This window comes from Paenibacillus plantiphilus, from assembly GCF_927798095.1.
Taxonomy (GTDB): domain Bacteria; phylum Bacillota; class Bacilli; order Paenibacillales; family Paenibacillaceae; genus Paenibacillus_Z; species Paenibacillus_Z plantiphilus.
In genome coordinates this window covers 92,709-117,842 of the sequence record NZ_CAKMMF010000016.1, presented here as the reverse complement: position 1 = coordinate 117,842, position 25,134 = coordinate 92,709, and the positions used below count along the sequence as shown (strand labels likewise).

Here is a 25,134-nt window from a genome sequence, read left to right as displayed (position 1 = left end):
TGCGCTGGAATATCCGACTGGAGAGGCCGGATGGGATGCTCCACTTGCGATTGTGTTGCTTTTTCAGATTACTTGGATTACCATTTTGTTAGCTGCTGCTTTTGCAGAGGTACTTATCGTGAATGAGCATATTATAGGGAGTGGCTAATGGCAGGCATCGCGCATATTCTCGCAGGAATTGCTGCCGAGCTGCCAACCGGTGAGAAAGAAGGGCGTTTGGTGGGTCTGGAGGAAAATCGGTGAAATCAATGGAGGCGCGCTTAGCGCGCATGGCTCTGAAGGGCGATCAGCATGCGTTCGCCGAGATCGTTGGGCTATATCAGGACAAGCTTTATTATATGTCATATCGGATGCTGTACAATCGCCAGGAAGCGGAGGATGTCGTGCAGGAGACTTTTCTGCGTGTCTACAAGAACCTTGACCGCTATGACGATACGATGAAATTCTCCACATGGATTTACCGAATCGCAACAAATCTGTGTATTGATCGGCTGAGAAAAAGAAAGCCGAGCTTCTCGCTTGATGCGGAAACGGGCGACCATGACGGCATTGACGGCTATTCGATGATTCCAAGCGATGACCGAACACCGGAGAGCGAGCTCATGCTATCGGATACGCAGCGCATTATACATAACGCAATCGAGACGCTTCCGGCGAAATACAAGTCGGTGATGGTGCTGCGATATTTGCAGGATATGTCACTGCAGGAGATCGGCGATGTGCTGGAGCTGCCGGTAACGACAGTTAAGACGAGAGTGCATCGCGGCCGGGAGTTTCTACGCAAGAAGCTTGAGCACAAGCTGTAGATTGAAAGTATTGCAGCACGCAAGTAGAAGGCGCAGAGAGCAGTTAACGTCGATCGCAATAATATTTTCGCGAAAAAATGAAACATCATCGTACTCCATACGTAACGTATATAGCTATGGCTGGGTCCAGCTTGTGCAAATGTGTAAGGTCGCAGTAAGGATATCAACAGACTCGGATGTGCTTAGGCAAGTTTCATCTAGAGGAAGAAAGGAATGGCTGCTATGAATTGCAACGTCGCCATCGTTAGTATGCATGATTACTTGGACGGTGAATTAATTCGTGAGGACGTAGCGAGCCTCAAGGCGCATCTGATTGCTTGCCCTGAGTGTCGCGCAAGGTTCGATCAGCTTGAGCGGACTGAAGCACTCATCCACAATGCGCTGGATATGCGCAGCGGAGTGGTGGAAACGAGTGAATCCGCTGTGCGGACACAGCGAATCCTGAGCGGACTTCCGGTGCGGCGCCGGAAAACGATGGGCTGGACACGATGGCTTCGCAATCATCCGGCCATCACGGTTGCGGCGGTTTTCGCCATTGTCATGTTCTCCAGCTTCATTGCGATGTGGGAGCAGGACGATCAATTAACGGTTCGCGGCAATGATCTAACGCAGCTGGTTATTGATGGGGATACCGTTACAGTCCCGCAGGGCGTCCATGTGAAGGGCGACTTGACGGTGGAGAACGGGAAGGCTAACGTGCTCGGAGATGTTGAAGGCAATGTCACGGTAATTGAAGGCTCGTTGTATCAAGCCTCAACCGCACATATTTCGGGACAAGTGAAAACGATTGATCAGGCGCTTGACTGGTTCTGGTACAAAGTTACGCACTCGTTCAGCAGTTTGGCTTATTAATGAAGCAGCCTCCCTGAAGCGGGAGGCTTTTTTGTAAAAAAAAAAGGATTTGCTTTCCCCTTTCTAGAAAAGAATAAGGTTATGAATCCGATATTAGAAGTAGAAGCAGCTATGCAAGTGGTTGTTGGGGGTTAGTATATGAGCTATTTTGCCGATCTGACATGGAATGAATGGATTAAGGATATCATTGATATCTCCATTGTCAGTTATATTATTTACAAATTGATTCTTCTTGTACGGGGAACGAAAGCGGTGCAGCTGCTTAAGGGGATTTTTGTCCTCATCGGCACATGGGCCCTTAGTACCTGGTTTAATCTGTACACACTCAAGTGGCTCATGAATCAGATGTTCCCCTTCGGTGTCATGACGGTCCTCATCATATTCCAGCCGGAATTGCGCCGTGCGCTGGAGCAGCTGGGACGCGGGAAATTTTTTAGCCGTTCTTCTGTAGTGGAGCGTGATCTTGGAGACCGGATCGCTGAAATTATTAAGGCTGTTAATTATATGTCGAAGCGGAAAATCGGCGCTTTGATTGTATTCGAGCGAAGCACAGGTCTATCGGATTATGTGGAGTCGGGGATCAAGATGGAATCGATCGTAAGCTCGGAGCTGCTTATTAATATTTTCATTCCGAATACACCGCTTCATGACGGCGCTGTTATTATTAGGGCGAATCAGATTATGGCGGCAGGCTGCTATTTGCCGTTGTCGGAGAACCCTTTTATAAGCAAGGAGCTTGGAACTCGTCATCGGGCTGCTATCGGGGTCACTGAGGTCTGTGATGCGGTGTCGGTCATCGTATCGGAGGAGACGGGACAGGTGTCACTGGCTGTCGGCGGGATGATTGTTCGCGATATTCGGGAAGAGTCGCTGATCACCAAGCTGTTCGAGGAATTGAATCCAAGGGTGAAGGAGCGGGAGGGCGGCAGTACTAAACGATCCCTCTGGAGACGGAAAGGGGGGAGCGAGAATGGATAAATGGCTCAACCACCCCACCTCTTTGAAAATTATTTCATTGATTATCGGCTTGATTCTGTGGGCGGTTGTTCATTTTGATTCTGAGTCGCCCAATACGGTGGCATCCCTGACGGAAACGCAGGATATCGCCGCTGTCAAAATAAAAGTTACGGGTCTGGATGAACGGAAATATACGCTGCGTCTACTGGAGCCATCGACTGTGAAGCTGAGGGTAACGGGCTCGAAATCTGACCTGCTGTCTGCATCGCCGGATGATTATAAGGTGACGGTAGACGTATCCGGCATAGCAGAGGGAAGCAGCACGCTGCCGGTTAAGGTGGATTTGCCAAGGGGAATCGATTATGTCCGTGTGGAGCCTCAGACGGTGACTGTCGTGCTGGAGCAGATGCTGACCAAGGAGTATGAGGTTAGTATTAAGACAGAAGGCTTGCCGGGCAAAGGGTATAAGCTCGGAACTCCGATCGTGAAGCCGAACAATCGTGTTCATGTGACGCTCCCTGAGGATGGGATGGATGAAGTAAGCTTCGTAGGCGCAAGGATCTCGGTTGAGGGTGAAGAAGAGACGGTTACGCAGAAAAAGGTGAAGCTGGTCGTCCTCGATAAGGATGGCAAGGAGATGACGGATGCCATCGTTAATCCAAGTGTCGTCGAGGTCGAAATACCGATTACGAAGCCGTTCAAGAAGCTGCCTTTGCAGTTTGGATTCACAGGAACGCTGCCGGCAGGCCTTGCGATCGCTTCCTTTGAGCCGAATGTGGAGCAGGTCACGGTATATGGTCCGCAAGACGTGCTCGATAAGTATGATTTTTACGATGGCCTTAATATTGACTTGTCCAAGCTGACACAATCAGGTACGATTGAACTCGACATTAAACCCGAGGAAGGGATTGCGACCGTCGATCCTGGAACCGTCACTGTGAGCTATCGTATTGTTAAAGCAGAGTCGAAGCTGTTGTCTCAGCTTCCGGTGACGAATATCGGTCTGTCAGATGGCTTGAAAGCTGCGATAACCGTTCCAACTAACGGTACGATCGATCTTCCTATAGAGGGAGCCGCCAATATACTTGCAGGTGTCAGTCCCAAGGATGTGCAGCTTATCGCTGATCTGAACGGGCTTGGTCCCGGCACTCATGTTGTGCAGGTAGATATTCATCTGCCGAGATTCATTCGTTATGCTTCAGCCGTTCCGCTTCGTGTAACGGTAGAGATTACCGACGCCACGGCGGTCGCTGCTCCGGGAGAGAGCGAGGCTGTCGATGGCGCGCCTGCCGAAGGCGTCGAGGATGGTGGTGAAGGTGGTTCCTCGAACAATGGGGGCTCGCCTGAGGGGAATGGGACGACGAATGAGCCTGTGCCTGATGCTGCAAGCGGAACGAATGCTAATGCTGGAGATGGAGCGAGCAATGACGCTGAGGGCAATTCTTCAGATCATTCAACAGATGCAGGAACAGGTACAGGCGGCGGCTGACTCATGGCTGCTGCAGCCTGTTGCGATAGGAGCAAGGAGCCCGGGAGAAGGATCATAACGGGTCTGGCGCTTCCTTGCTATACATAACAGGATCAACAGGCAATTATAACGTTCAAAGGGGATAACAGAACTATGGGTAAATACTTCGGAACAGACGGTGTTCGCGGTGTTGCAAACCGTGAGCTGACGCCTGAGCTTGCTTATAAAATTGGCCGCTGCGGCGGATATGTACTTGCAGGAAAAGCAGATAAGCCTAAAGTTGTCATCGGTCTGGACACACGGATCTCCGGGCCGATGCTGGAGGCTTCACTTATTGCGGGACTGCTGTCGATCGGCGCCAGTGTTGTTCGATTGGGCGTTGTCTCGACGCCAGCAGTCGCTTACCTGATCCGCGAGATGGGGGCAGATGCTGGCGTTATGATCTCGGCGTCCCACAATCCGGTTGAAGATAACGGCATTAAGTTTTTTGGCGGTGACGGCTTCAAGCTGTCTGATGAGACAGAAAATGAGATCGAGCGATTGATGGATGCGGCCGTTGATGAGCTGCCTCGCCCTGAAGGCGGAGATATCGGTACGGTGACAGTTGATGAGCGGGCTGGACGAAAGTATCTGGATTTCTTGAAAACGACGGTATCGCATTCGTTCTCAGGGCTGAAGATTGTGCTGGATTGCGCGAATGGCGCGGCTTATTCGCTGGCGCCTGCAGTATTCCGCGAGCTTGGCGCTGAGGTCATCACGGTTGGCGCTGAGCCGAATGGTCTGAACATTAATGATGGCGTAGGCTCGACCCATCCCGAATATGTTCGGGAAGAAGTGCTGAAGCATGGCGCGGCGCTCGGTTTATCGTTCGACGGCGATGCTGACCGTCTCATTGCGATTGATGAGAACGGCGAGGAAGTCGATGGCGATTTCATTCTGTGCATTTGCGGCGATGCGATGAAGCGGGAGGGCAAGCTGAAGGGCGATACTGTTGTGACGACGGTTATGAGCAATATCGGATTTTTCAAGGCCGCTCAGAAGATTGGTCTCAAAACGGCGCAGACCGCAGTCGGCGACCGCTATGTGATGGAGGAAATGCGTCGCGGCGGCTTTAATTTGGGCGGGGAGCAGTCAGGTCATGTTATTTTTCTCGATTACAATACAACGGGCGATGGCATTCTCACTGCACTGCAGCTTGTGAATACGCTTGTCGGCTCTGGCCGCAAGCTGAGTGAGCAGAAGACGCTGATGCGGAAGTTCCCTCAAGTGCTCGTCAATGTGCGTGTCGCTGACAAGAGCCTGTATAAGGACAATCCGGCTATCGAGTCCGCTATTGCTGCGGTTGAAGGGGAGCTGGGCGATAATGGTCGCGTTCTCGTTCGCGCATCCGGTACGGAGTCGCTTATTCGCGTCATGGCGGAGGGACCTGAGAAGGATCAGGTGGAGGCTTACGTAGCGCGGATCGCGGATACGGTAAGAGAACAGCTCGGCGGCGCATAAGGCTAGCTGAATGTAATCAGTTGTGGATGGCAGTCCCGGGAAGCAGGGCAGGTATGGTGCAGCTTTCTGGGACTGTCTTTGCTTTTGGACGCTATAAGTATGAGTCTTAGGGGCTAATGGCAGTCATGACGTTTGATTCATGGCGTGGAAGGATACATAGTCAGATGCTCTTTCGCTCGTTAAATTGATAAAATTTGTAGTTGCACCTCAGCATGAAAATGAATATGATAGGGAGTATGATTCAGAAATGGAAAGCGAGGGAAGATGTTGTCGAGTGAAAAGCGCCAGAGCTTATGCGGGCCAGTTGTCACACTAGTTGTTGGTTGAACAGTGGGGATAGCGGACGGTAAGCTGACGAGGTGGAGGTGTTCGGATTGTTCGGCGGGGACCTCCCGGTTATGCATTTCAACCGTAAGCCGATAGATCTCAAAACGATTGGGCAACTGGTCGCACAAGGAGTCGGCAAAATGCTGAATAGTAAATGTGGCAGAAACAGCATGGAAGGCTGTTGTTTGCGCATGGATTTGAATTTGAATTTTTCTTCCTGTTTGCTTGTGATGCCGGCTGAAGGCGCGGCTTCTGGCAGACTGGTTTCCTTCGTAGAACGAGACTTCATACTGACGTTAACGACAGAAAACCTCATAGAGCCAAGTAAGCTTGTACTGTACGATGCTGGCATCCGTTGAAATGGGAAATACACCCAAAACGGAGGTCTGTTCTAATATGTGTGGAATAGTTGGATATATAGGTAAACGTGATTCGCAGGGTATTTTGATCGATGGGCTAAGAAAGCTGGAGTATCGTGGATACGACTCCGCAGGCATTGCTGTATTTACGGGAAATGGTTTGGAAGTGCGCAAGTCCAAGGGACGTCTTGCTGTACTGGAAGAGAAGCTTGGTGGTGAGCCGCTGCGCGGTTCCGTTGGGATCGGTCATACACGCTGGGCGACACATGGCAAGCCATCGGATGAGAATTCGCATCCGCATACCGATAATTCGCATAAATTCTCTGTCGTTCATAACGGGATTATTGAGAACTATCTCGATTTGAAGGATGAATTGGTAGCGAAAGGCCATAAGTTCGTATCGGAGACAGATACAGAGGTCATCTCTCACCTTGTCGCTGATGAATATGACGGAGATATCGTGAAAGCAGTACAGCGTGCGGCGAAACGGATGCGCGGCGCATTCGCGCTGGGTGTATTGACTGAGTATGAGCCGGATCGTCTCGTTGCTGTCAGACTCGCAAGCCCGCTCGTTATTGGCATTGGCAATGGCGAGAATTTTATCGGCTCGGATATTCCGGCGATTCTTGAGCATACTCGCGATGTGTATATTTTGAACGATGGTGAAATGGCTGTTCTGAAGATGAATAGCGTCGAACTGATGACGATTGAAGGCGAAATTATTTCCAAGGAAATATTTCATGTCGATTGGGATTTGGTAACGGCAGAAAAAGCCGGATTCGATCATTTTATGCTGAAGGAAATCTATGAGCAGCCGAAGGCTTACCGTGACACGATGATGGGCCGTATCTCTGAAGATGGACGCAGAGTAGCGCTGAAGGAAATCGGGATGACGCTTGAAGAGATTCGCGGCATTCGCAAGGTTCAGATCGTTGCCTGCGGAACGGCATTCCATGCCGGGCTGGTCGGCAAGACGGTCATTGAAGATTTGGCGCGTATTCCTGTTGAGACGGATGTCGCTTCTGAATATCGCTACCGTTCGCCGATTATTACGCCGGATACGCTTGTTATCGTAGTTAGCCAATCGGGCGAGACTGCAGATACACTTGCTGCACTGCGTGAAGCGAAGCGCAATGGCGCGCGTGTAATGGCGATTACGAACGTAGTAGGCAGCTCTGTTGCCCGCGAAGCGGATGATGTGATCATTACGCAAGCTGGACCGGAGATTGCGGTAGCCTCGACGAAGGCGTACACCTCGCAATTGATCGCCTTCTATCTGCTCGGTCTGTATCTGGCTGAGAAGCTGGAGACGCGAGATGAGAAGTGGATCGCGAACGTATTGACATCGATGAACCAGCTTCCAGAGCAGGTCGAGAGCATTCTTGATCAGGCGAACGTGCTGAAGCAGGTAGCAGAGTCTATCTCCAAGCACAGCAACCTGTTCTTCATCGGTCGCGGCGTGGACTTCGCTGTTGCTCAGGAAGGCTCGCTGAAGCTGAAGGAGATCTCTTATATTCACTCGGAAGCCTATGCGGCAGGCGAGCTGAAGCACGGCACGCTGGCTTTGATCGAGGATGGTATTCCAGTCATCGCGCTTATTACGCAGGAACAGCTGTATGAGAAGACGCTGAGCAATATTAAAGAAGTGAAGGCGCGCGGCGCTCACGTGCTTGCTGTCATCAACGCAGGCCACGAAGGCGAAGTGAGCAAATCGGTGGATGAGATGTTCGCTATTCCACGGACGCTGCCGCTCCTGGCGCCAGCGCTGTCCGTTGTTCCGCTGCAACTGATCGCGTACTATGCGTCGCTGGCGCTTGGGCATGATGTTGATAAGCCGAGGAATTTGGCGAAGAGCGTGACGGTGGAGTAGGGGCTTCGTGTTTGAAAAGGCTCGTGTTCAGTGAAAATAAAGTATTAGACTGAAAAATAAAGTGTTAGACTGCGAAAATAAAGTTTTAGACTGAGTAAATAAAGTATTAGACTAGCTGGGTGCTTCAGCATTTACTCCGAATAACAGACATCATGAGCTTGAACCCCGTAATTGTAACTAATTACGGGGTATTTTTGTTTTCTGGAGCTGATAGAGTTGAACCTCGGTGAGAAAGTCAGATTTATCCGAAAATCAAATGAGTTAAATCAAAAAGAGTTTTCGGTCAGGATTGGGGTCTCTCAAGGAACACTGAGCGACATTGAACGCGGTGTTTGTCTCCCGTCATGCGAAACAATTATTGCACTAAAAAATAAATTTAAATGCGATTTGAATTGGCTGCTTGCGGAAGATGTTGAGTCTTCTACAAATCAAACCAATGTAACAAATGATGAGTTAGGGCTGCTCGACAGTATTCGATCCCTCCCTACTCGCGAAAAAAATGAATTGTTTGAAATCATACATATCAAGCTAAGGAAAAATAAATATCCGTTTACGGATTAAAAAATCCGAAAAGTGCAATCATGATAACATTACCGAAAATGCGGGGTGTTACCATGAAAGAAGAAAAGTTGGCCATAGGAATCGTAACTCCAAGCGGGATATGGTTTGATGGGAGGATATATTCTTGTTCTAAGGCTGTTCGACATCAGTGGTTTAAGCAAGCGGAGCTCATTGGAGGCTGGCCTGTATCTGTAAGAAGTTACGAGGAGCAGACAGATCAGATAGATGTCTTATTGGATAATGGGGATTCTGTCATATGCATACGGATAGATCACATACCTGTTCATACAGCGAAGCTCGAAGCGTATTATCTGGAGTTTCAAAGGTTGGTGACTTTAAGGAAACAGCGACAGACTGCGAAAGAAACCATTTTAGAGGATCTGAGACATTCGGATGAGCCTACTAACAACTGAGGTGAATGAATGGCAAAACGAAAAAGGCAACTATCCGAAACGAAAATCGAAAAGATGATCAAGGAAGGTAGAGGTCAAGGTACCGGTAAGGACTATCTTCCTTGGCTCAAGATTCAGGACGTTCCATCGGAGGGCAGAGCAACTCGTGGCGTAGGCTGGACGACAGGCCGAAGACACGAGCTTCTTTCGGATATCGAGCGTGATTATTGTTATCTTCTTGACTATGCAGATGAGGTTTCGGATATCCGTGAGCAGTTTCCTTTACTGCCACTTGAGGAAACCTTGATGATTGCAGAAAAGATCGGAGTAAATCATCCGCGCGATCCAAAGACGGGCGTTCCTATTGTGATGTCTACGGATTTTCTGATCACTTACGGGGACAAAGATTGTGCAAGGACTGTGAAGCCCTTTAGTGAAATGGAAGATGAGCGAACGATAGCCAAGTTTGAAATTGAGCGGGTCTATTGGGAAACGCGTCATATAAACTGGGGCATTATTATCGATCACGATTTACCGGATGTACTGATTAGAAATATTGAGTGGGTCCATAAGGAGTATCACAACGAGGATGTATCTGATCTGGGTGTGTTTACTATGCGTAATTTAGAACAAATGCTCGCTGCCCGTTTAAACGACGGGGAGGCAATATCGAAGGCTTGTTTAGCTTGCGACGAACGATTAGGACTAGAAGTTGGAACGTCTCTTGCATTGTTCCGTCATTTTGTCGCACGTAAAAAGTGGTCTCTAAATATGAATGAAAGAATCGTTCCGACCCTTCCTGCGAAAGAGTTTAAGATAGCGACTCCTGAATATAGACTTGAAGCAAAAGGCGGGTGATTGTAATGCAGGCGATTTGTGAAAATATGGTCGTGGAATGGATATCGTCCGCTTCAGAGGATCGGCATTTAGAACGTATTTTATGGATCTCCCCTTCTAACGACGTGGTCTTCAGTATTGCAATGGAAGATGATAAGGCATTCCCATTAATGAAAACTTATTTGGAATACGTGGCAGGCTTCGAATCTAATCTTTGCAAGTTTGTAGAATGGATAAATGGAAATATTCCGTTATTGGATCAAGGCATAAATGATGTGTATTTGAGCCTTCGAGATAAATCGTGGGACGCGATCAAAGAAATCGTTCTGGATGAACCGGCTTGTTTCGATAAGAATTTTCGAGGTTCACGAGTGCGAGAATCACAAGAGCAAACTGGATTACATAAAAGCACAATTTACCGCTACTTACGAAGATACTGGCAAGGAGGAAAGATGAAAAATGCTCTTCTGCCGCACTTCAATAACAGTGGTAGTTATGGAACTGAGAGATTACCAGGTGATGTGAAGCGAGGCCGTCCACGAAAATTTGAAGATGAGCCCGTTGGTGTAAATATCGACGAGGAGACAAAACAATTACTACGATCGGGCATCCGATTGTTCTATAACAATAAACAGAAAGCACCTCTCAAACATGCATTCCAAAAAACTCTGGAGAAGTTTTTTGCTACCGGATTTCGCCAAGATGGACAAGCGTTGGTGCCGATCCTTCCCCCTCCTGAGAAGTTGCCGAGTTTTGGACAGTACAGGTACTGGTTCAGGAAAGAAATGAACTTAGAGGATACACTAAAAAGTCGGCTTGGAGAAAAACGTTACGCTTTAGATTATCGGCCAATTCTAGGAAGCTCCACGATTGAAAGCTTTGGTCCAGGATCTAGATTTCAGATTGACGCGACTGTTGCGGATGTTTATTTGGTCAGTGAGTACCGCCGGGAGTGGATCATTGGACGTCCTATTATTTATATCGTTATTGACGTCTTTAGCCGGTATATTGCTGGTATTTATATTGGGCTTGAAGGTCCAAGTTGGATTGGTGCCATGATGGCTTTAGCTAATACGACAACTGATAAGGTGAAGTTCTGTGCGCAATATGGGATCGAAATTTATCCTGAGGAATGGGTATCCAGTCATTTACCGCAAAAACTGACAGCAGATCGTGGAGAACTTGAAGGGGAGAAACCCAGTCACTTAATTGATGTGCTTGGTGTTGATGTGGAAAATGCCCCTCCGTATCGTGCCGACTGGAAAGGCATCGTTGAACAACAGTTCAGATTGGCGAACTTGAGGAGCATTCAATTCATTCCTGGAGCGATAAAAGAGCGCTATAGAGAACGTGGACAACGAGATTATCGTTTGGATGCAAAGTTAACGCTTCGAGAGTTTACAAAAATTATGATTCAAACTGTCCTTTATCATAATAATGATCATCACATGCTGTGGTATGACAGGAATGAGTTTATGGTGGCTGACGAAGTACCTCCTATTCCAAGAGACTTGTGGCACTGGGGAATCATCAATCGCAACGGAAGGCTTAAGAAACAACCGGAGCATATCGTTAAGCTAAATCTAATGTATCAAGGTGAGGCAACAGTTACTGCTGCAGGTATTCAGTTCAAGGGTATGCACTATAGTTGTGAATTGGCTATGCGTGAACAATGGTTTGTAAAGGCAAGAGCAGGCAAGACTTGGCGGGTAAAGGTCTGCTACGATCCTCGATCAACGAATGAAATCTATTTATGGTTAGACGAAGGGCACCTGTTCGAGAGTTGTATTCTACTAGAACGTGAAGAGCGATACCTCAATAAGAGAATTGAGGAAGTCGAAGATTTGCACGAGATTGAGCGGTACCAAGGACGACATCAGGAAGTAAACAACATGCTATCCAAAATTGAGCTCGATGCACAAACAAAGGCTATCGTTGATGAGGCAACTAAGAAAACGGATGCAGCTATTCTGCAAAGCGAGGAAAGTAACAGTAAGCGTGTTAAAGGCACTAGACAGCGGCGTTCTAACGAGAAAGCGTCTAATCGTGAACAAGAAGCATTCCAGTTGTCTGAAAAAGTCTCTACACCAAGCAATCCAACAAACAACGTAGTTCCATTGAAACGCGACGACAAGGCAGAGATTAAACAAGTCTATGTTCCTCCAGCGGACAAGTTATCTAAAATAAAAGCTTATTTGCTTGAAGATGGTGATGATGAATGAGCGAATTTGATGTCCCGTTATTCCATTTCAGCCGCGGCGAGTTTGTAGAAGCCGATTACCAAGATCCGCTTCTTGAAGATTATCGAAATAACCCACTGCTCGAAGCTCTCCCACCGATTTGGGATGATAAGACGGTTGTGAACAAATTGGCGTCCAAGCCAATCTTCAATGCCTCGGAGCGTGACCTTCCCGTTCATCTCCGGTTGCACTGTGTTCAACGTATATCACGCGACTTCTTTCGACCGTTATCCAGACATTTGGAGCTTCAGCAGAGCATTTCAAGGCTTATTCGTGACGGTTATGTAGGTCGTAACCCTCTGACTCCAAATTACGCTTTCAGAGCTCGCAAGGACGCCTATGATCTCATTATGCAGGGCAATACAAGTGGTTACCCAGTGAATACTCCAACCTCTGCTGGATTTGCCTTAGTTGGCATATCCGGGATTGGCAAGTCCAGCAGTTTGTTGCGAATCCTACAAATGTATCCGCAAGTCATTCTGCACCGCAAATATAGAGGGCAGGACATGCCTGCTCCTTTCCAAATTGTTTGGTTGAAGATGGATTGCCCTCACGATGGATCCATAAGGGGGCTATGTCTTAATTTCTTGTTAGCAGTAGACAGCCTCGTTGGAACAAAATATTACAAGAAAAATGTAACCAAAAATCCGGATGAGTTACTGCCTCTGATGGCACAAGCTGCGGCAGTTCATTGTCTTGGGGTGCTTGTCATTGATGAAATTCAGAATCTTCAAGAAGCCAAGGATGATCGTGCTGCTCAAATGCTCAATTTCTTTGTTCAATTAGTTAACACCATTGGGCTGCCGGTTATTCTTGTCGGAACTTATAAAGCCCTTCCTGCACTGAACGGCGAGTTTCGTAATGCTAGGCGTAACAGCGGTCAAGGAGATGCAACATGGCATCACTTTAAGAATGATGAGGAATGGACCTGGCTGCTACAAGGGTTGTGGAAGTACCAGTGGACGGACAAGAAAGTCGAGTTGGATCAAGAATTCATTGATGTCATGTATGAAGAGTCACAAGGAATATCGGATATTGCCATTAAGTTATTCATGCTAACGCAATGGAGAGCCTTAGATAAAGAAATTGAGTCAGTTACGCCTGGGCTAATTCGCTCCGTGGCAAAGGATCGACTCACCTTGATTAGGCCAGCTCTAGAAGCTCTGCGTTCCGGTAAGAAAGCGCAGATTCAGAAATTCGCTGACATTTATGACAGTGTTTCCATTGATGATTACTTGGATCGCATTGAAGCTGAACAACGACAAGCAGAACGGTTAGAATTGATTCGCACAGAACTTGGCTATGACGTCACTGAACAGACGATAAACGAGGTCAGTGCCTGGTTAATCGAGGCTGGTGTGGCTCAAGTAATTGCTTCTCAAGCGGCTGAAGAGGTAACAAAAGTTCACCTTCATGAGTTGGATGAGATAGACCTTCATAAAGAAGCGCTAAAATTCGCATTACAGAAGCAAGTTGCTTTGGTGAGTAACTCAGCGCAACAGCATAGCAAGAGTAAGCCAAAGGTTATGCCGTCGGAACCAAATGATTTACGCGTCATCGTTTCCCAAGGCCGTAAGAAGAAGTTGTCTGCCTATGATTCGTTGAAAGCTACGGGTTATATTAAAAATCCAATGGAGTTTCTCGGATAGGTGATGAAAGTTGAATGAATGGTGCGCTCTCCCAATTCCATACACAGACGAGCTATTGTATAGTGTGATCTCCCGGTATCACTTAAGATCAAATAATACGAGTCCCAAATGGACACTACGGGAAGTTTTCGGGACGGACAACGTAATCCCTACAATTGACCTTCCAAGCCATCTTGATGCACTATCGAGAAGAAGCGTTTCACAGGCTTTAAGTGTTGATGAATGGATTAATAGGCACACATTCTATCCGTATTATGCCCCCTTTTTACCGGCAAAACGGGCGGAGCGTGTTAAAGGCCTGATGAGAAGCGTGGACGGCTCGGGTATTCATGCTTTAGTAGGAATAACAGCAAGCACGATTGATCGGAGCGATAGATTGCTGTTATGCCCCTCCTGTTATGATCAAGACATTCAAAGTTTCGGTGAGCCCTATTGGCATCGAATTCATCAATTGCCAGGCGTGTATTTCTGTCTTCATCATCGGAGAATTCTACATAAACTAACAGATCCGTTGTCGAATAGGCATGGTTTAAATGTTTTGCCGATTTCCAGACATATGTTTCGTTCAACCCCAGTCATTGAAGTTTTACCTGATAAGCTAATTAATCGCCTATCAGATATTGCTGAAGATATTTATTTGCTCGTTCAGCAAGACGAGTTGCTGGCTTTATATGATTTAAGACAGGTTATCCACCCTCGATTAGCAGAAAAGGGATACGTTACGGTGGCATCACATATCCGCCAACAAAAGCTTTGTGAGCAGCTTGTGCTTTTCTATAGTCGGGAGTTATTAGATCTACTCGATAGTGACCCAACAGAAAGCAGTTATACGTGGTTGGAGCAATCAACGAGGACAGCGCGACGAGTCATTCATCCTTTACGACAGCTGCTTCTAATTCGCTTTTTATTTGGATCTTTTCGTGAATTTCTTGATCGTACGGACGGTATAAACGCACCATTTGGAAAAGATCCATGGCCTTGTCTCAATAAGGCAGCTGATCATTATATGAAATTAGTTGTTACGCAATGTGATATCACACGTTGCTCAGATACAGGGCGGCCAGTCGGGACCTTCATGTGTTCATGCGGCTTCTCCTACTCTCGCCGAGGTCCTGATCGAACAGAGGTCGACAAGTTTTATCGAGGAAGAATCAAGTCATTCGGTTCTGTATGGTCAGACAAGCTTAATCAATGTATCCGAGAAGGGCTTTCCTATCGTGCTGCCGCAGAGATGCTTGGAGTGAATACGAATACAGTTATCAAATATGCTAACGGAAAATTGACTGAACGCGATGTTCCACTCAAACCAAAGCATGCTAAGAGAGCTAGAACTGCCTCTCCTTCGATTAGTTCAAGGAATTCCCTCTTCATTCGCGTAGACTGGGAAAGGCGTGATTTGGAGCTAAGCTGGGAGGTTGAACAGGAATGTAAAGCAATTATGGCTGACTTCATCTCAAAGCCTATTCGCATTACGATTGCACTGATCGGCAAGCGGATTGGCAGACTTAGCTGGCTGGAGAAGAATCAACATAAGCTCCCTGTAACGATGAGTATTTTATCTATCTATATAGAATCCGTATCACAGTTTCAGATACGCAGAGTACGATGGGCTACGGAACGATTTTCAGGAGAGTGGCCGATAAAACGATGGAAGCTGGAGAAGCTTGCAGGACTAAGATCGGACTACTCCCAAGAAGTATCGGGTGAGATTGAACGATGCATCGGTCAAAGCCGACTTTTGCCCCTATTCACATCATCAGAGGAGATATCTTCATGGCAGCATTGACATTGAGATCTTGGCCTTTTCCGGAGAATCACGAGGCGGAATTAGTTTGGTTCGGATCACCGTTTATGGATTATAAGGGAAATTGGCGGATTCGACTAGCATTCAAAACATTAGCCGAGGGGATAAAAGTAGTGTCATACCCCTGGGGCACGATACCTTATCTACGCATTGGTCAAATTTATTCGAACGGGGCGTATGACCAGATTAGACCAATGAATGGTTCGGCATTCCACTTTACCATAGATGCCTTCAACCAAGGGACTGTGACGAACGGCTTTAAGTTGCCTAAGCGTTTGATTGATTTTGGCAAAAATCCAGAGCTTGGGTTGCAAAATATCATTCAGTACCAAACGAATGGTCTCACATACTGTATACCGGTTATTGAATTAATAAGGGCCTTGTTCATTAACTCGAGGTACTTAGCCTACTATTTGCTCCAACCCCATGGCTTGGACTTGTTAATCGATAATAGCTATTGGCAGGGAGAAACATTACATTTCGACTTGAGTAATCGGGTTCCAGCTAAACTGGCTACAGATAGTAATGTTCGCCATCTATCATGGATCTACTCAGACCCGATGATACGGTCATTGTGGGACTCCGTTTATCAAAATATGTTCGGTCAGGCTGTTAAAAGTTCACCCTATAATCCAACTGCTACTTTGAAGAAAGGTGTTCCTCTAAACATTGATCTTCCGCCCTTAGGCCCTATTGAAATGCATACTCGCGGAGTGCAATTTATCGATTACGTGTTGGTCAAAGAGATTATTGCCATAGGCGGATTTCAGCACCCATCAAATGAGATTCTCTTTTGGCACCCCTCCAAGAAACGTCGCGAATGGAGCTCAGGCGACAAAACGATTCGTATGATTCCAGGCTCTAAAAACACTGATTTTGTGCTGAACGATCAAAGTGACAACGCCAAAGAGGATTCAAATCAAGATATTTTAGAAACCTCTCCTACAATAATGCGGTTTGCCAATTATCCTGTAGTGGAAACTCGTCGTTCAAGTGTAAGGCATTCGAATACAGGAAATGAAGTCATCGTTTCGACTGGACGTGGTGGAAAACACGCAGCTGCTTCTAAGGAAGTCAGTACACAGGATTCCGTGGTTGGCGGAGATACCCCTCCTATCGATTTTCAGACACTTGAAACGATTCCGGCCTCTGAAGCAATTGGCTTAGAGCCATTTTTCCAGATGATTGAGATGTTGAAGAAGACGGTTTCTGTAAACGTGAGAATGTCAGTAGTAAGAGTGCCGCCCGGCAGGCGTTTCTCTGTTTGCATAGATGGCTCTCGTCGGACGTGTGCCATTGTACAGTTGACTAATAGAGCCTCAACATCTTATATTGTCGAAGTTGCAAGACCGGATAATTGGTCCATTTCCACACTCATTCTCCGTCCCATGAATCAATCCTCATTTAAGGTAATTGAGCGAAACATTAAACAACTTCTCGATGGATTGGTCCAAAAAGGTGGCCATTGGGATCAATATGTACTCAATCGTTGTAGGGATTTGAATATTGAAAAGGTTAAGCATTACCAAAATGACAGTGTTAAGGAGTGGGCAAATCGACTAATAAGCAAATTACACTGAAAGTCTATCCTAGTATATTTTTAATTCATGCCTGTTGATTATTCACTAAATGTAAGAAAAAGAGTCGCCAACTCGGTAAAATGTTTGTACCCACACAAACTCAACCGAAAGGTGGCGACTCCATGAAAAAGCCTACCACGATCCTGTCCATCCTTCAATTGATTCTGACGCCAGAGGAAGTTAAATCTGCAGTATAAGGTGCCGATAACGAAGATAATGCGCGTAAGTTTACGGTTATCATCTGCTGCAATATTGGTGTATGGCTGCATTCGAGCAATGGATAGCTACCGTTCCGGCGTCGATCATGCGGCTTACAGCGTCCTTTTTCCTGTACATTACTCTATAAAGCAGCTTAAAGTGCCTTCACGGTGTGATGGACCGAGCCTACGGGAAAAACATTATTGAGGTTGCGCGGCCGGATGGTTTTTCTATCTCGACGCTTGTAGTACAACCTTTGCACGATATTACTCCTAAGGTAATGGAATATGAAATAAAGCATCTAATGGATGGATTAGTTCAGAAAAATGGTTAAATGTAGCAGGTTACCTTAAGGGATGGGCATACAGAATCAATGAGAAACTAATCTGAAAACAGGTGGATAATAAAGGAACATGTGGAACAATGTCGAATAATATAGTGAAATAGTACTAGTATGTTAGGAGGAAGCATTAATGTATGAACGGCCAATAGCCAAAGAGATGTTTGCGGCTGAATTAACATTATCAAAGACAAACCCTAGGTTTCCCAAACATGTAAATAGTGAAGAAGAGGCCATCTTAACTTTTTTTGAGTTGAAAAAAGTGGGCCCTAAAAAATTAGAAGCGCTTATTCAGGATATTATAGAAACTGGAGGGGTTCTGGAGGATTTTATCGTACTACATACTAACGATGAATACATTGTTTATGACGGAAATAGAAGATTGACAGCATTAAAACTGCTAATGAATGATACAGCAGAACTTATAAAAGCAAAGTATCCAAGTACTTATCGTTTTATAGAAAAAGTAAAGCATAGTGTCGATGTTGAAGGTTTATCTCTCTATACTAAAGTTTATTCAGATCCTGAAGCGATGGCAAATCATGTAATAAAACTTCATTCTGGGGAACAGTCAGGTGCAGGTCAGATTACATGGAGTTCCAACGAAAAAGATACATTTACTGCTCAATTTATTGGACAACAATTCAACTTAGGGAATATGATCTACAGAAAACTTGAAGCCGATCCAAATAATAAAGAACTCTATGGAAAAATAAAAAACGAAGGTTACGCTACCACATTCGAACGTATATTTGGCTTTCTAGATATTAGAACTAGAATATTTAATTTAGAGCGTGGTATAAAGGTTGATTTGGATAACCCAAAAAATTTTGATAAGGTTTGCGAAATGGTTGAATTTTTTATTTCAAATAAAGCGACAGTTGGAGATGTGTATACTGCTGAATTAGCTAGCAATTTTTTTGTGAATATTCTACCAATTAATATCGATACAGGTTCTGATGATGAGAGCGGAGCTGGCGGCGGAACAAGCGGAGCTGGTGGTGGAGCAGGCGGAGCTGGTGGTGGAGCAGGCGGAGCTGGTGGTGGAGCAGGCGGAACTGGTGGTGGAACAGGCGGAGCTGGTGGTGGAACAGGCGGAGCTGGTGGTGGAACAGGCGGAGCTGGTGGTGGAACAGGCGGAGCTGGTGGTGGAACAGGCGGAGCTGGTGGTGGAGCTGGCGGAGCTGGCGGAGCTGGCGCTGGAACAGGTGGAGCAGGCAGTGGAACTGGGACGTATTCTCTCGTTTTAAACTTAAAATCCACTAAAAAATCCCTGAAATTATATAATGATTACGACTTAATAGAATTAGTTGAAGTTGCAACTGATTCTAATGGGGAAGATTTAAAGGACAGAGTAATCTTTAATTCGGATGGGAACTTAATAAAAGAGAATCACATTTTTTCTGGAGATGCACAGATCGGAACTTATGCCATACAGGTTAAATTAGAAAATAACGGATACTCTGTTTCGAAGAGCATTGAAATTAACGTTTCTCTATCCAGCAAAGGCATCAAAATTAATCAACCTAAGAATGAGTTTTTCAAGTCACTTGCTGCATTTACTGATGGCGAAGTGAATATCAATATAAATCATACTGTTAATATGTTAATCAATGAGATTCAATCGCTAGAGAATGCTCAGGACTATAGATACATGATTGCTTCATCAGTGAGGCAGTTGTTAGAGTTATCTATAGAAAAAGTGATAAAAGACAAAAGTCTTAGAAACCATGGTAACCCTAAACAGAATTTAAATTTCTTAATTGAACATTTATCTGAAAGGACGTTACTGACTCAGATATGTAATGGTGATAACAAGCTAAGGTATCAAGCTATCAAGAATTTATTGGGTTCTATAGAATCTGATAAATTATATGATTATTTAAATCTAATAACTCATAGTAGTTATGCTGCCATGTATGATGAATTAGTGGAAAGAGTAAATTTAAGAATTACACCGCTCTTAGTATTGTTCCATAACTACTTACTGTTAGTCTGAGTTTTCGCTGGCCAAGCAGGAATGAAGTCTGCTATTATTACATTGAGGTGATCACAACCATGGCCATCCTATCTCCATTAAGATATCCAGGTGGTAAAGATAAAACTTATAATTACATCAAGCATCTTGTGAATATAAACAATATATCAACATATATAGAGCCATTTGCGGGAGGGGCTGCTGTTGCTCTTCGCTTGCTTATTAATCAAGATGTCAAAAAAATAATTATTAATGATTATGATCGAGGAATTTATGCTTTATGGAATATAATTGTTACTCAACCAGAAAGATTAATTCAACTTATACAAGATACTCCAATTAATATGAATGAATGGTACATTCAACGAGAAATTCAAAAACAAAAAGATAGTATTGATGAGTTATCTTTGGCCTTTTCAACACTTTTCATGAATCGAACTAACAGATCAGGAATTATTAAAGCAGGTGTCATCGGTGGTAAGAACCAAGATAAAACTGATAAGTTAGATTGTCGGTTTAACAAAGAAGCTATTACTAAAAGAATTAGACTAATTGCCTCTTTTTCTAATCAAATAAAGGTTTGTAATTATGATGCAAAGGATTTTATTGAGGAGGAGATTAAGAAAACGCGATACTCGCTTACCTTTTTTGATCCGCCGTACTATGATAGGGGGCCTGATTTATATACAAATTTTTATTCGCATGAAGACCATGTTGAGTTGGCGAAGATTATACAAACAAAGATGAGGAACAGATACTGGATACTAACCTATGATATTGCTAATCAAATTGAAGAACTTTATCATAAACAGCTTCATACAAAATATTATTTAAATTATTCAATAGCAACCCCTACTAAAGGACAAGAATTCATGTTTTTTTCAAATAAAACAGAGACAGGAAAGTTTCGAGAGTTTTTACAGATTGTGTAGATCGAGTGGATTCAAATTTGAGATTTGGATCCATATTTTTTTAAGAGTCTAACACTTTATTTTTTTGTATTTAGGTTTTTAGAATAATCTCCTAAGTGTAAGTCTAAAACTTATTTCTCAAAAGCTGACGATTTTCAAACTCAAAAACCGCGTCAAATCAACAACTCCAGTCTACAACTTTATTTTCTTCGTACAGCTCGTTGTTCAGTGAAAATAAAGTATTAGACTAGCTGGGTGCTTCAGCATTTACTCCGAATAACAGACATCATGAGCTTGAACCCCGTAATTGTAACTAATTACGGGGTATTTTTGTTTTCTGGAGCTGATAGAGTTGAACCTCGGTGAGAAAGTCAGATTTATCCGAAAATCAAATGAGAAAAGTGCAATCATGATAACATTACCGAAAATGCGGGGTGTTACCATGAAAGAAGAAAAGTTGGCCATAGGCGGTCGTTACGCCCAACTCGTGTAGTTTCGACTGATGATATGAATTGTACATATCCTGAATATCGAAGTTACAATAAGATCGATAACGTTTAATTCTTTAATTGTCAAAAACTTTTTTAGTTTTGGAAAAAAGGAGATTTCAAAAATTTCTTGATCTCCAGAATTTCGACATGAATCAACTATATCCTTCATATCAATGAAAAATCATCCATAAGGTAAATGGATATAAAAAAGTACTGCCGTGTAAGGCAGACAATGATGATAATATTAATGGGGACAGTTACCAACTTTATTTCTCGTGTATTGATAATATCTTTGGAAATAGATACGAATGGTATCATATATAGACATCTAGCAATAACATGATATCGGTCCACTTTTATTTTTTCGCCGTTAATATAAAGACGAGCATTCATTAAGTATGATAGGGATAGAAGTGCATTGGGATATATTGTATAGTTAAGAGATGGCAGATGTAATTATACAGATAAAGGAGAGTGAACAGAGATTAGCACAAACACCTTAACAACACATCATATTCTTACAGAATGGGAATCAGATACGAATACAAATGATCTTACGATTCATTTATATACAATGCCTGTCCGTAATGTATTTGAACAACATAATGAAAACGGGCAAGCATGCTCTGCTTTACGGAGGTTAAATAAGTCGCAAGTTATCGATTTTTATGAACAGTTTATTGCAAGCTGGGAGCCTATTAAAGATTGGGGAGACTACACGTTCACTAATTATGAATGCCGACCAATAAACCCTTCGATTCCAACTGAACGTGAAATATTAGAGCGACTTATTCTACGCAGGCTTGAGAGTATTCAGCCAAGAAATGAAATAGCTGCTGGAAGTCGTAGGTTTACATGGCTGAAAGCTGAAAAAGTCGTACAAGGCGTTTCAATCCATAGGGTGATCCAATGTGATGTTACAATTAATATCAGAGGTACAATCACAATCGGATTCGATCTACATCATAGTTTCAGAACGAACGAATCTATATATGATTTGATGAAGTCGAATGCAATTATTAAAGGTGAACGAGTAGTTGATAAATATAACAATTTACATTATCAACTCGAGGAAGTATCAGAAGCTACAATTAGTGATGTAATACCGGAACTTAATCAATCGGTAATTGATTATTTCGTAAAGGAAAGAAAACAAGCATGGAAGGTTGAAAAACTCGATCCGAAGATGCCAGTTGTTTATCTAAAAATGAATAATGGTCTTCGTGCTGCATATGCTCCTGCAATGTTGCAAAAAGAGCTAACCTTTGAGTCTCTTCCTACTGCCGTGGTACGCCAAACATCGGATGTCTATAAACAAAACGCAAATCAAAAAATTAAGATTCTATTAGAAGAGATACAGAAAATCCTGGCGCGAAACGATAAGCTTGCTTTTTCCAAATCGAAGTTGCTGGTTCAGCAAAATGGATATAACGTAAAACAGTTACTAAACCCGAACTTAGCATTCGGAAAAGGTATTATACAATCGCAGCTTAAATCGGGTCTTGACAAAGGCGGCGTTGTTGCACCACAAGCTGTATCGATTAATTTACTTGTGTATCCTGAATTAATCGATACGAAACTTGACGCCATAACAGCATTTAATGAAAAGTTAAGTGCATTGTCCTACAAATGGGGCGTTTCACTTTCCATAATGAAGAAATCAGGCTCATATCGTAATAAAACAATCGATTTTACGAATCCGCACCAGTTTGCCGTACTGCTTAAGGAGCTTACAAAAAGTTCATTTCAAGAACTAACCCTCGTAATTATCACTGAGAAAATTGCAGGGATGTGGTACGACGCAATAAAAAAGGAATTCGGAGGAAACGCCGCCGTACCTACTCAATTTATAACAATGGAAACCCTTCAAAAAGCGGACGACTATATCATTGGAAATCTACTTCTTGGACTATATTCAAAATCGGGTATTCAGCCTTGGGTGCTAAGTTCATCCCTATCTTCCGACTGTTTTATCGGACTTGATGTCTCCCATGAAGGGGGAAGGCATTCTGCTGGCATTGTTCAGGTCGTTGGCAAGGACGGCAGAGTCTTATCGAGCAGAGCGAATACATCTAGTGAAGCAGGCGAGAAAATTCGTCATGAGACAATGTGTCAAATTGTATATTCAGCACTGGATCAATATCAGAGCCATTATAATGAAAAGCCGAGGCACATTACATTTCATCGGGACGGTTTCTGCCGGGAGGATTTAAACAGCCTAGATGAGGTAATGAACAGTCTTGATGTAGAGTATGACATGGTAGAGATTATTAAGAAAACAAACCGGCGGATGGCACTAAACGTCGATAAGCAAGGGTGGGAGACCAAATCAGGACTCTGTTATGTTAAAGATAATTTAGCATATCTCATTGCTACGAATCCGCATCCACGTGTCGGAACCGCACAACCCATTAAGATCGTAAAGAAAAAGGGGAGCCTACCAATGGAAGCGATCATTCAGGACATATACAATCTGTCATTTATGCATATCGGATCACTGTTAAAATGTCGGCTCCCTATTACAACTCATTATGCTGATTTAAGCTCGACCTTTTTCAACCGACAATGGCTTCCAACTGATTCCGGCGATACACTTCATTTTGTATAGTAACGTAATATAAAGACGAATCAGCGATTTACTAAGCCGCCGGTTTCCAACTTATTTTCGAGACCTACCTATGCGCCGTAATTACATAGCCAGACTCATCGGCAACTGATGGTTTCCAACTTTATTATTCGCGAACAGCTCGCTCTGCTGATTATAATGAAAATAAGACAGTTTAGGATTACATCGAACAATTTATGACTAGTGGCTTCGCCCTTTGTTTTCAGGGGGCGAAGCCATTAGTCGTTTTTGGGGAATTATAGCGGACAACTCGCTATAGCCGTTTTTTAAGAGCGCATTCATGCCTTTATTCATGATTATAGATTATAGTTACGAGCGTATTCAATTGAAACTAAACAAGCTGGCTCCGATAGCGTACCGGAACCAGCTTGCAGCTTAGGGTCTTTTTTTAATGTTTACAAACAGCCCTACTTCATGATCGATTTCCCTTCTGCTTTAATGCTATCATTCACATGCTACTCCGTCGCCATCTTTATCAAGCTTCCGGCTGTACCCCGGATCACCTTTATGAAGTGGTGCAGCTCCAGCAGCTTTTACTTGTGTACAATTCTTATATGTAACGTTATTCTTCACAGTTTCTTTTTTCGTAGTTGACTCTTTAGTATTTGCTGCTTTTTTATTCGGTGCAGCAAAAATCGATTTTTTTCCACCTAAAGATAAATATAATTGTTTAGCTTTATCAAAATTATCTTTCTGGATCAATGAAGTTAATTTTTCGAATTTTTCTTCGTCTTCGCCAGTAAGTTTTTCGGTATATTTCTTTAAAACTTTAACCGACGCTGCTTTGCTTGCAGCGGTTATTGTTTTTTTATGGGTCAATTCAAGATATCTGCTGGCCTCTTTTAGTAGGATCTCTCTATAACTGGCTTGCCACTCTGCTTCGGTTGGTTCTTTTTTAGGCGTGGTATTTACAATTGCGGATTGTGAATCCACTGCGACCGATTCGTTTATTTCAGTTTCTTTTTTTGGAATAACGTTTTCCTTTACATGTGGTTCTTCTTTCTTTGTAACTTCTTGTGACGCTGGATCTGAGCTAGCCGCAACTGCAACAAAGAAAACTACGAATGCAATACCGGAAATAATAAAGTTTTTCTTGGCTTTATTATTCTTTATTATTGCAGATATAGCCGCTATAATAACAAAGATTATTGCAACCAGTAATGATATGAGGCCAATAAACATCCACATTTTTTTCATCTCTCTTCTTAGATTTTAGATTGTTTTATGAAATCTCTTTCGCTATGTTCTCGACAAACTTAATAATAGGAGGAATTGGGTATACTGGCAAGTGTCTCTTTTTGCTTTCTAGCTGACCTTGCTCTGAGTTTAATGAGACAAAGTCTGTAATCTGTAGATAGATGCCGGTTGCGAGTTAGATAATGTTGTGG

General features: G+C 44.0%; 17 protein-coding genes. 16 read left to right on the top strand and 1 reads right to left on the bottom strand.

The features are described from left to right. Positions 1 to 248 precede the first annotated feature (248 nt). The 16 genes from sigW to L6H65_RS15115 all read left to right on the top strand — a co-directional run bounded on the left by sigW (position 249) and on the right by L6H65_RS15115 (position 23,728). On the top strand, positions 249 to 806 hold the full coding sequence (sigW, locus tag L6H65_RS15190) for an RNA polymerase sigma factor SigW (RefSeq protein WP_371877701.1): 558 nt from the start codon (positions 249 to 251) through the stop codon (positions 804 to 806). A gap of 222 nt (positions 807 to 1,028) precedes the next feature. Next, the gene (locus tag L6H65_RS15185) at positions 1,029 to 1,658 is read left to right on the top strand and encodes a zf-HC2 domain-containing protein (RefSeq protein WP_236343467.1); all 630 of its coding nucleotides are present in this window, start codon (positions 1,029 to 1,031) and stop codon (positions 1,656 to 1,658) included. A 138-nt stretch (positions 1,659 to 1,796) separates the two neighbouring features. Next, positions 1,797 to 2,636: a diadenylate cyclase CdaA gene (gene cdaA / locus L6H65_RS15180; RefSeq protein ID WP_236343449.1), complete on the top strand. Its 840-nt coding sequence runs from the start codon at positions 1,797 to 1,799 to the stop codon at positions 2,634 to 2,636. Further along, complete coding sequence (locus tag L6H65_RS15175) at positions 2,629 to 4,104, top strand: CdaR family protein (protein WP_236343448.1); 1,476 nt, start codon at positions 2,629 to 2,631, stop codon at positions 4,102 to 4,104. The genes cdaA and L6H65_RS15175 overlap by 8 nt, the downstream gene beginning before the upstream one ends. A 132-nt stretch (positions 4,105 to 4,236) precedes the next feature. Further along, entirely contained in the window at positions 4,237 to 5,583 is a 1,347-nt protein-coding gene (glmM, locus tag L6H65_RS15170; protein ID WP_236343447.1) for a phosphoglucosamine mutase, read from the top strand. A gap of 374 nt (positions 5,584 to 5,957) precedes the next feature. Next, complete coding sequence (locus L6H65_RS15165; protein ID WP_236343446.1) at positions 5,958 to 6,269, top strand: hypothetical protein; 312 nt, start codon at positions 5,958 to 5,960, stop codon at positions 6,267 to 6,269. Positions 6,270 to 6,306: 37 nt separating this feature from the next. Then, positions 6,307 to 8,139 (top strand): glutamine--fructose-6-phosphate transaminase (isomerizing), encoded by a 1,833-nt coding sequence (gene glmS / locus L6H65_RS15160; protein WP_236343445.1) that lies wholly within the window; start codon positions 6,307 to 6,309, stop codon positions 8,137 to 8,139. A 216-nt stretch (positions 8,140 to 8,355) separates the two neighbouring features. Further along, positions 8,356 to 8,700 carry a helix-turn-helix domain-containing protein gene (locus L6H65_RS15155; protein WP_236343444.1) on the top strand — a complete coding sequence of 115 codons (345 nt, stop codon included), beginning with the start codon at positions 8,356 to 8,358 and terminating at the stop codon, positions 8,698 to 8,700. 422 nt (positions 8,701 to 9,122) lie between these two features. Beyond that, positions 9,123 to 9,950, top strand: a complete 828-nt coding sequence (locus L6H65_RS15150; protein WP_236343443.1) for a TnsA endonuclease N-terminal domain-containing protein — start codon at positions 9,123 to 9,125, stop codon at positions 9,948 to 9,950. Positions 9,951 to 9,955: 5 nt separating this feature from the next. Continuing rightward, the gene (locus L6H65_RS15145; protein WP_236343442.1) at positions 9,956 to 12,151 is read left to right on the top strand and encodes a TnsB C-terminal domain-containing protein; all 2,196 of its coding nucleotides are present in this window, start codon (positions 9,956 to 9,958) and stop codon (positions 12,149 to 12,151) included. Beyond that, on the top strand, positions 12,148 to 13,818 hold the full coding sequence (locus L6H65_RS15140; protein ID WP_236343441.1) for an ATP-binding protein: 1,671 nt from the start codon (positions 12,148 to 12,150) through the stop codon (positions 13,816 to 13,818). The genes L6H65_RS15145 and L6H65_RS15140 overlap by 4 nt, the downstream gene beginning before the upstream one ends. A gap of 10 nt (positions 13,819 to 13,828) precedes the next feature. Next, positions 13,829 to 15,604, top strand: coding sequence for a TnsD family Tn7-like transposition protein (locus L6H65_RS15135; RefSeq protein ID WP_290370434.1), 1,776 nt, complete (start codon positions 13,829 to 13,831; stop codon positions 15,602 to 15,604). Beyond that, positions 15,592 to 17,202, top strand: coding sequence for a Tn7-like element transposition protein TnsE (locus L6H65_RS15130; RefSeq protein ID WP_236343440.1), 1,611 nt, complete (start codon positions 15,592 to 15,594; stop codon positions 17,200 to 17,202). The genes L6H65_RS15135 and L6H65_RS15130 overlap by 13 nt, the downstream gene beginning before the upstream one ends. 671 nt (positions 17,203 to 17,873) lie before the next feature. Beyond that, positions 17,874 to 19,739 (top strand): hypothetical protein, encoded by a 1,866-nt coding sequence (locus tag L6H65_RS15125; RefSeq protein ID WP_236343439.1) that lies wholly within the window; start codon positions 17,874 to 17,876, stop codon positions 19,737 to 19,739. Positions 19,740 to 19,798: 59 nt separating this feature from the next. Next, positions 19,799 to 20,650 (top strand): DNA adenine methylase, encoded by an 852-nt coding sequence (locus L6H65_RS15120; protein ID WP_236343438.1) that lies wholly within the window; start codon positions 19,799 to 19,801, stop codon positions 20,648 to 20,650. Between the two features lie 1,044 nt (positions 20,651 to 21,694). Further along, positions 21,695 to 23,728, top strand: coding sequence for a Piwi domain-containing protein (locus L6H65_RS15115; protein WP_236343437.1), 2,034 nt, complete (start codon positions 21,695 to 21,697; stop codon positions 23,726 to 23,728). A gap of 462 nt (positions 23,729 to 24,190) precedes the next feature. On the opposite strand, the gene L6H65_RS15110 is transcribed toward L6H65_RS15115, so the two are convergent. Then, positions 24,191 to 24,943, bottom strand: a complete 753-nt coding sequence (locus L6H65_RS15110; RefSeq protein ID WP_236343436.1) for an excalibur calcium-binding domain-containing protein — start codon at positions 24,941 to 24,943, stop codon at positions 24,191 to 24,193. Between the last annotated feature and the right edge of the window lie 191 nt (positions 24,944 to 25,134).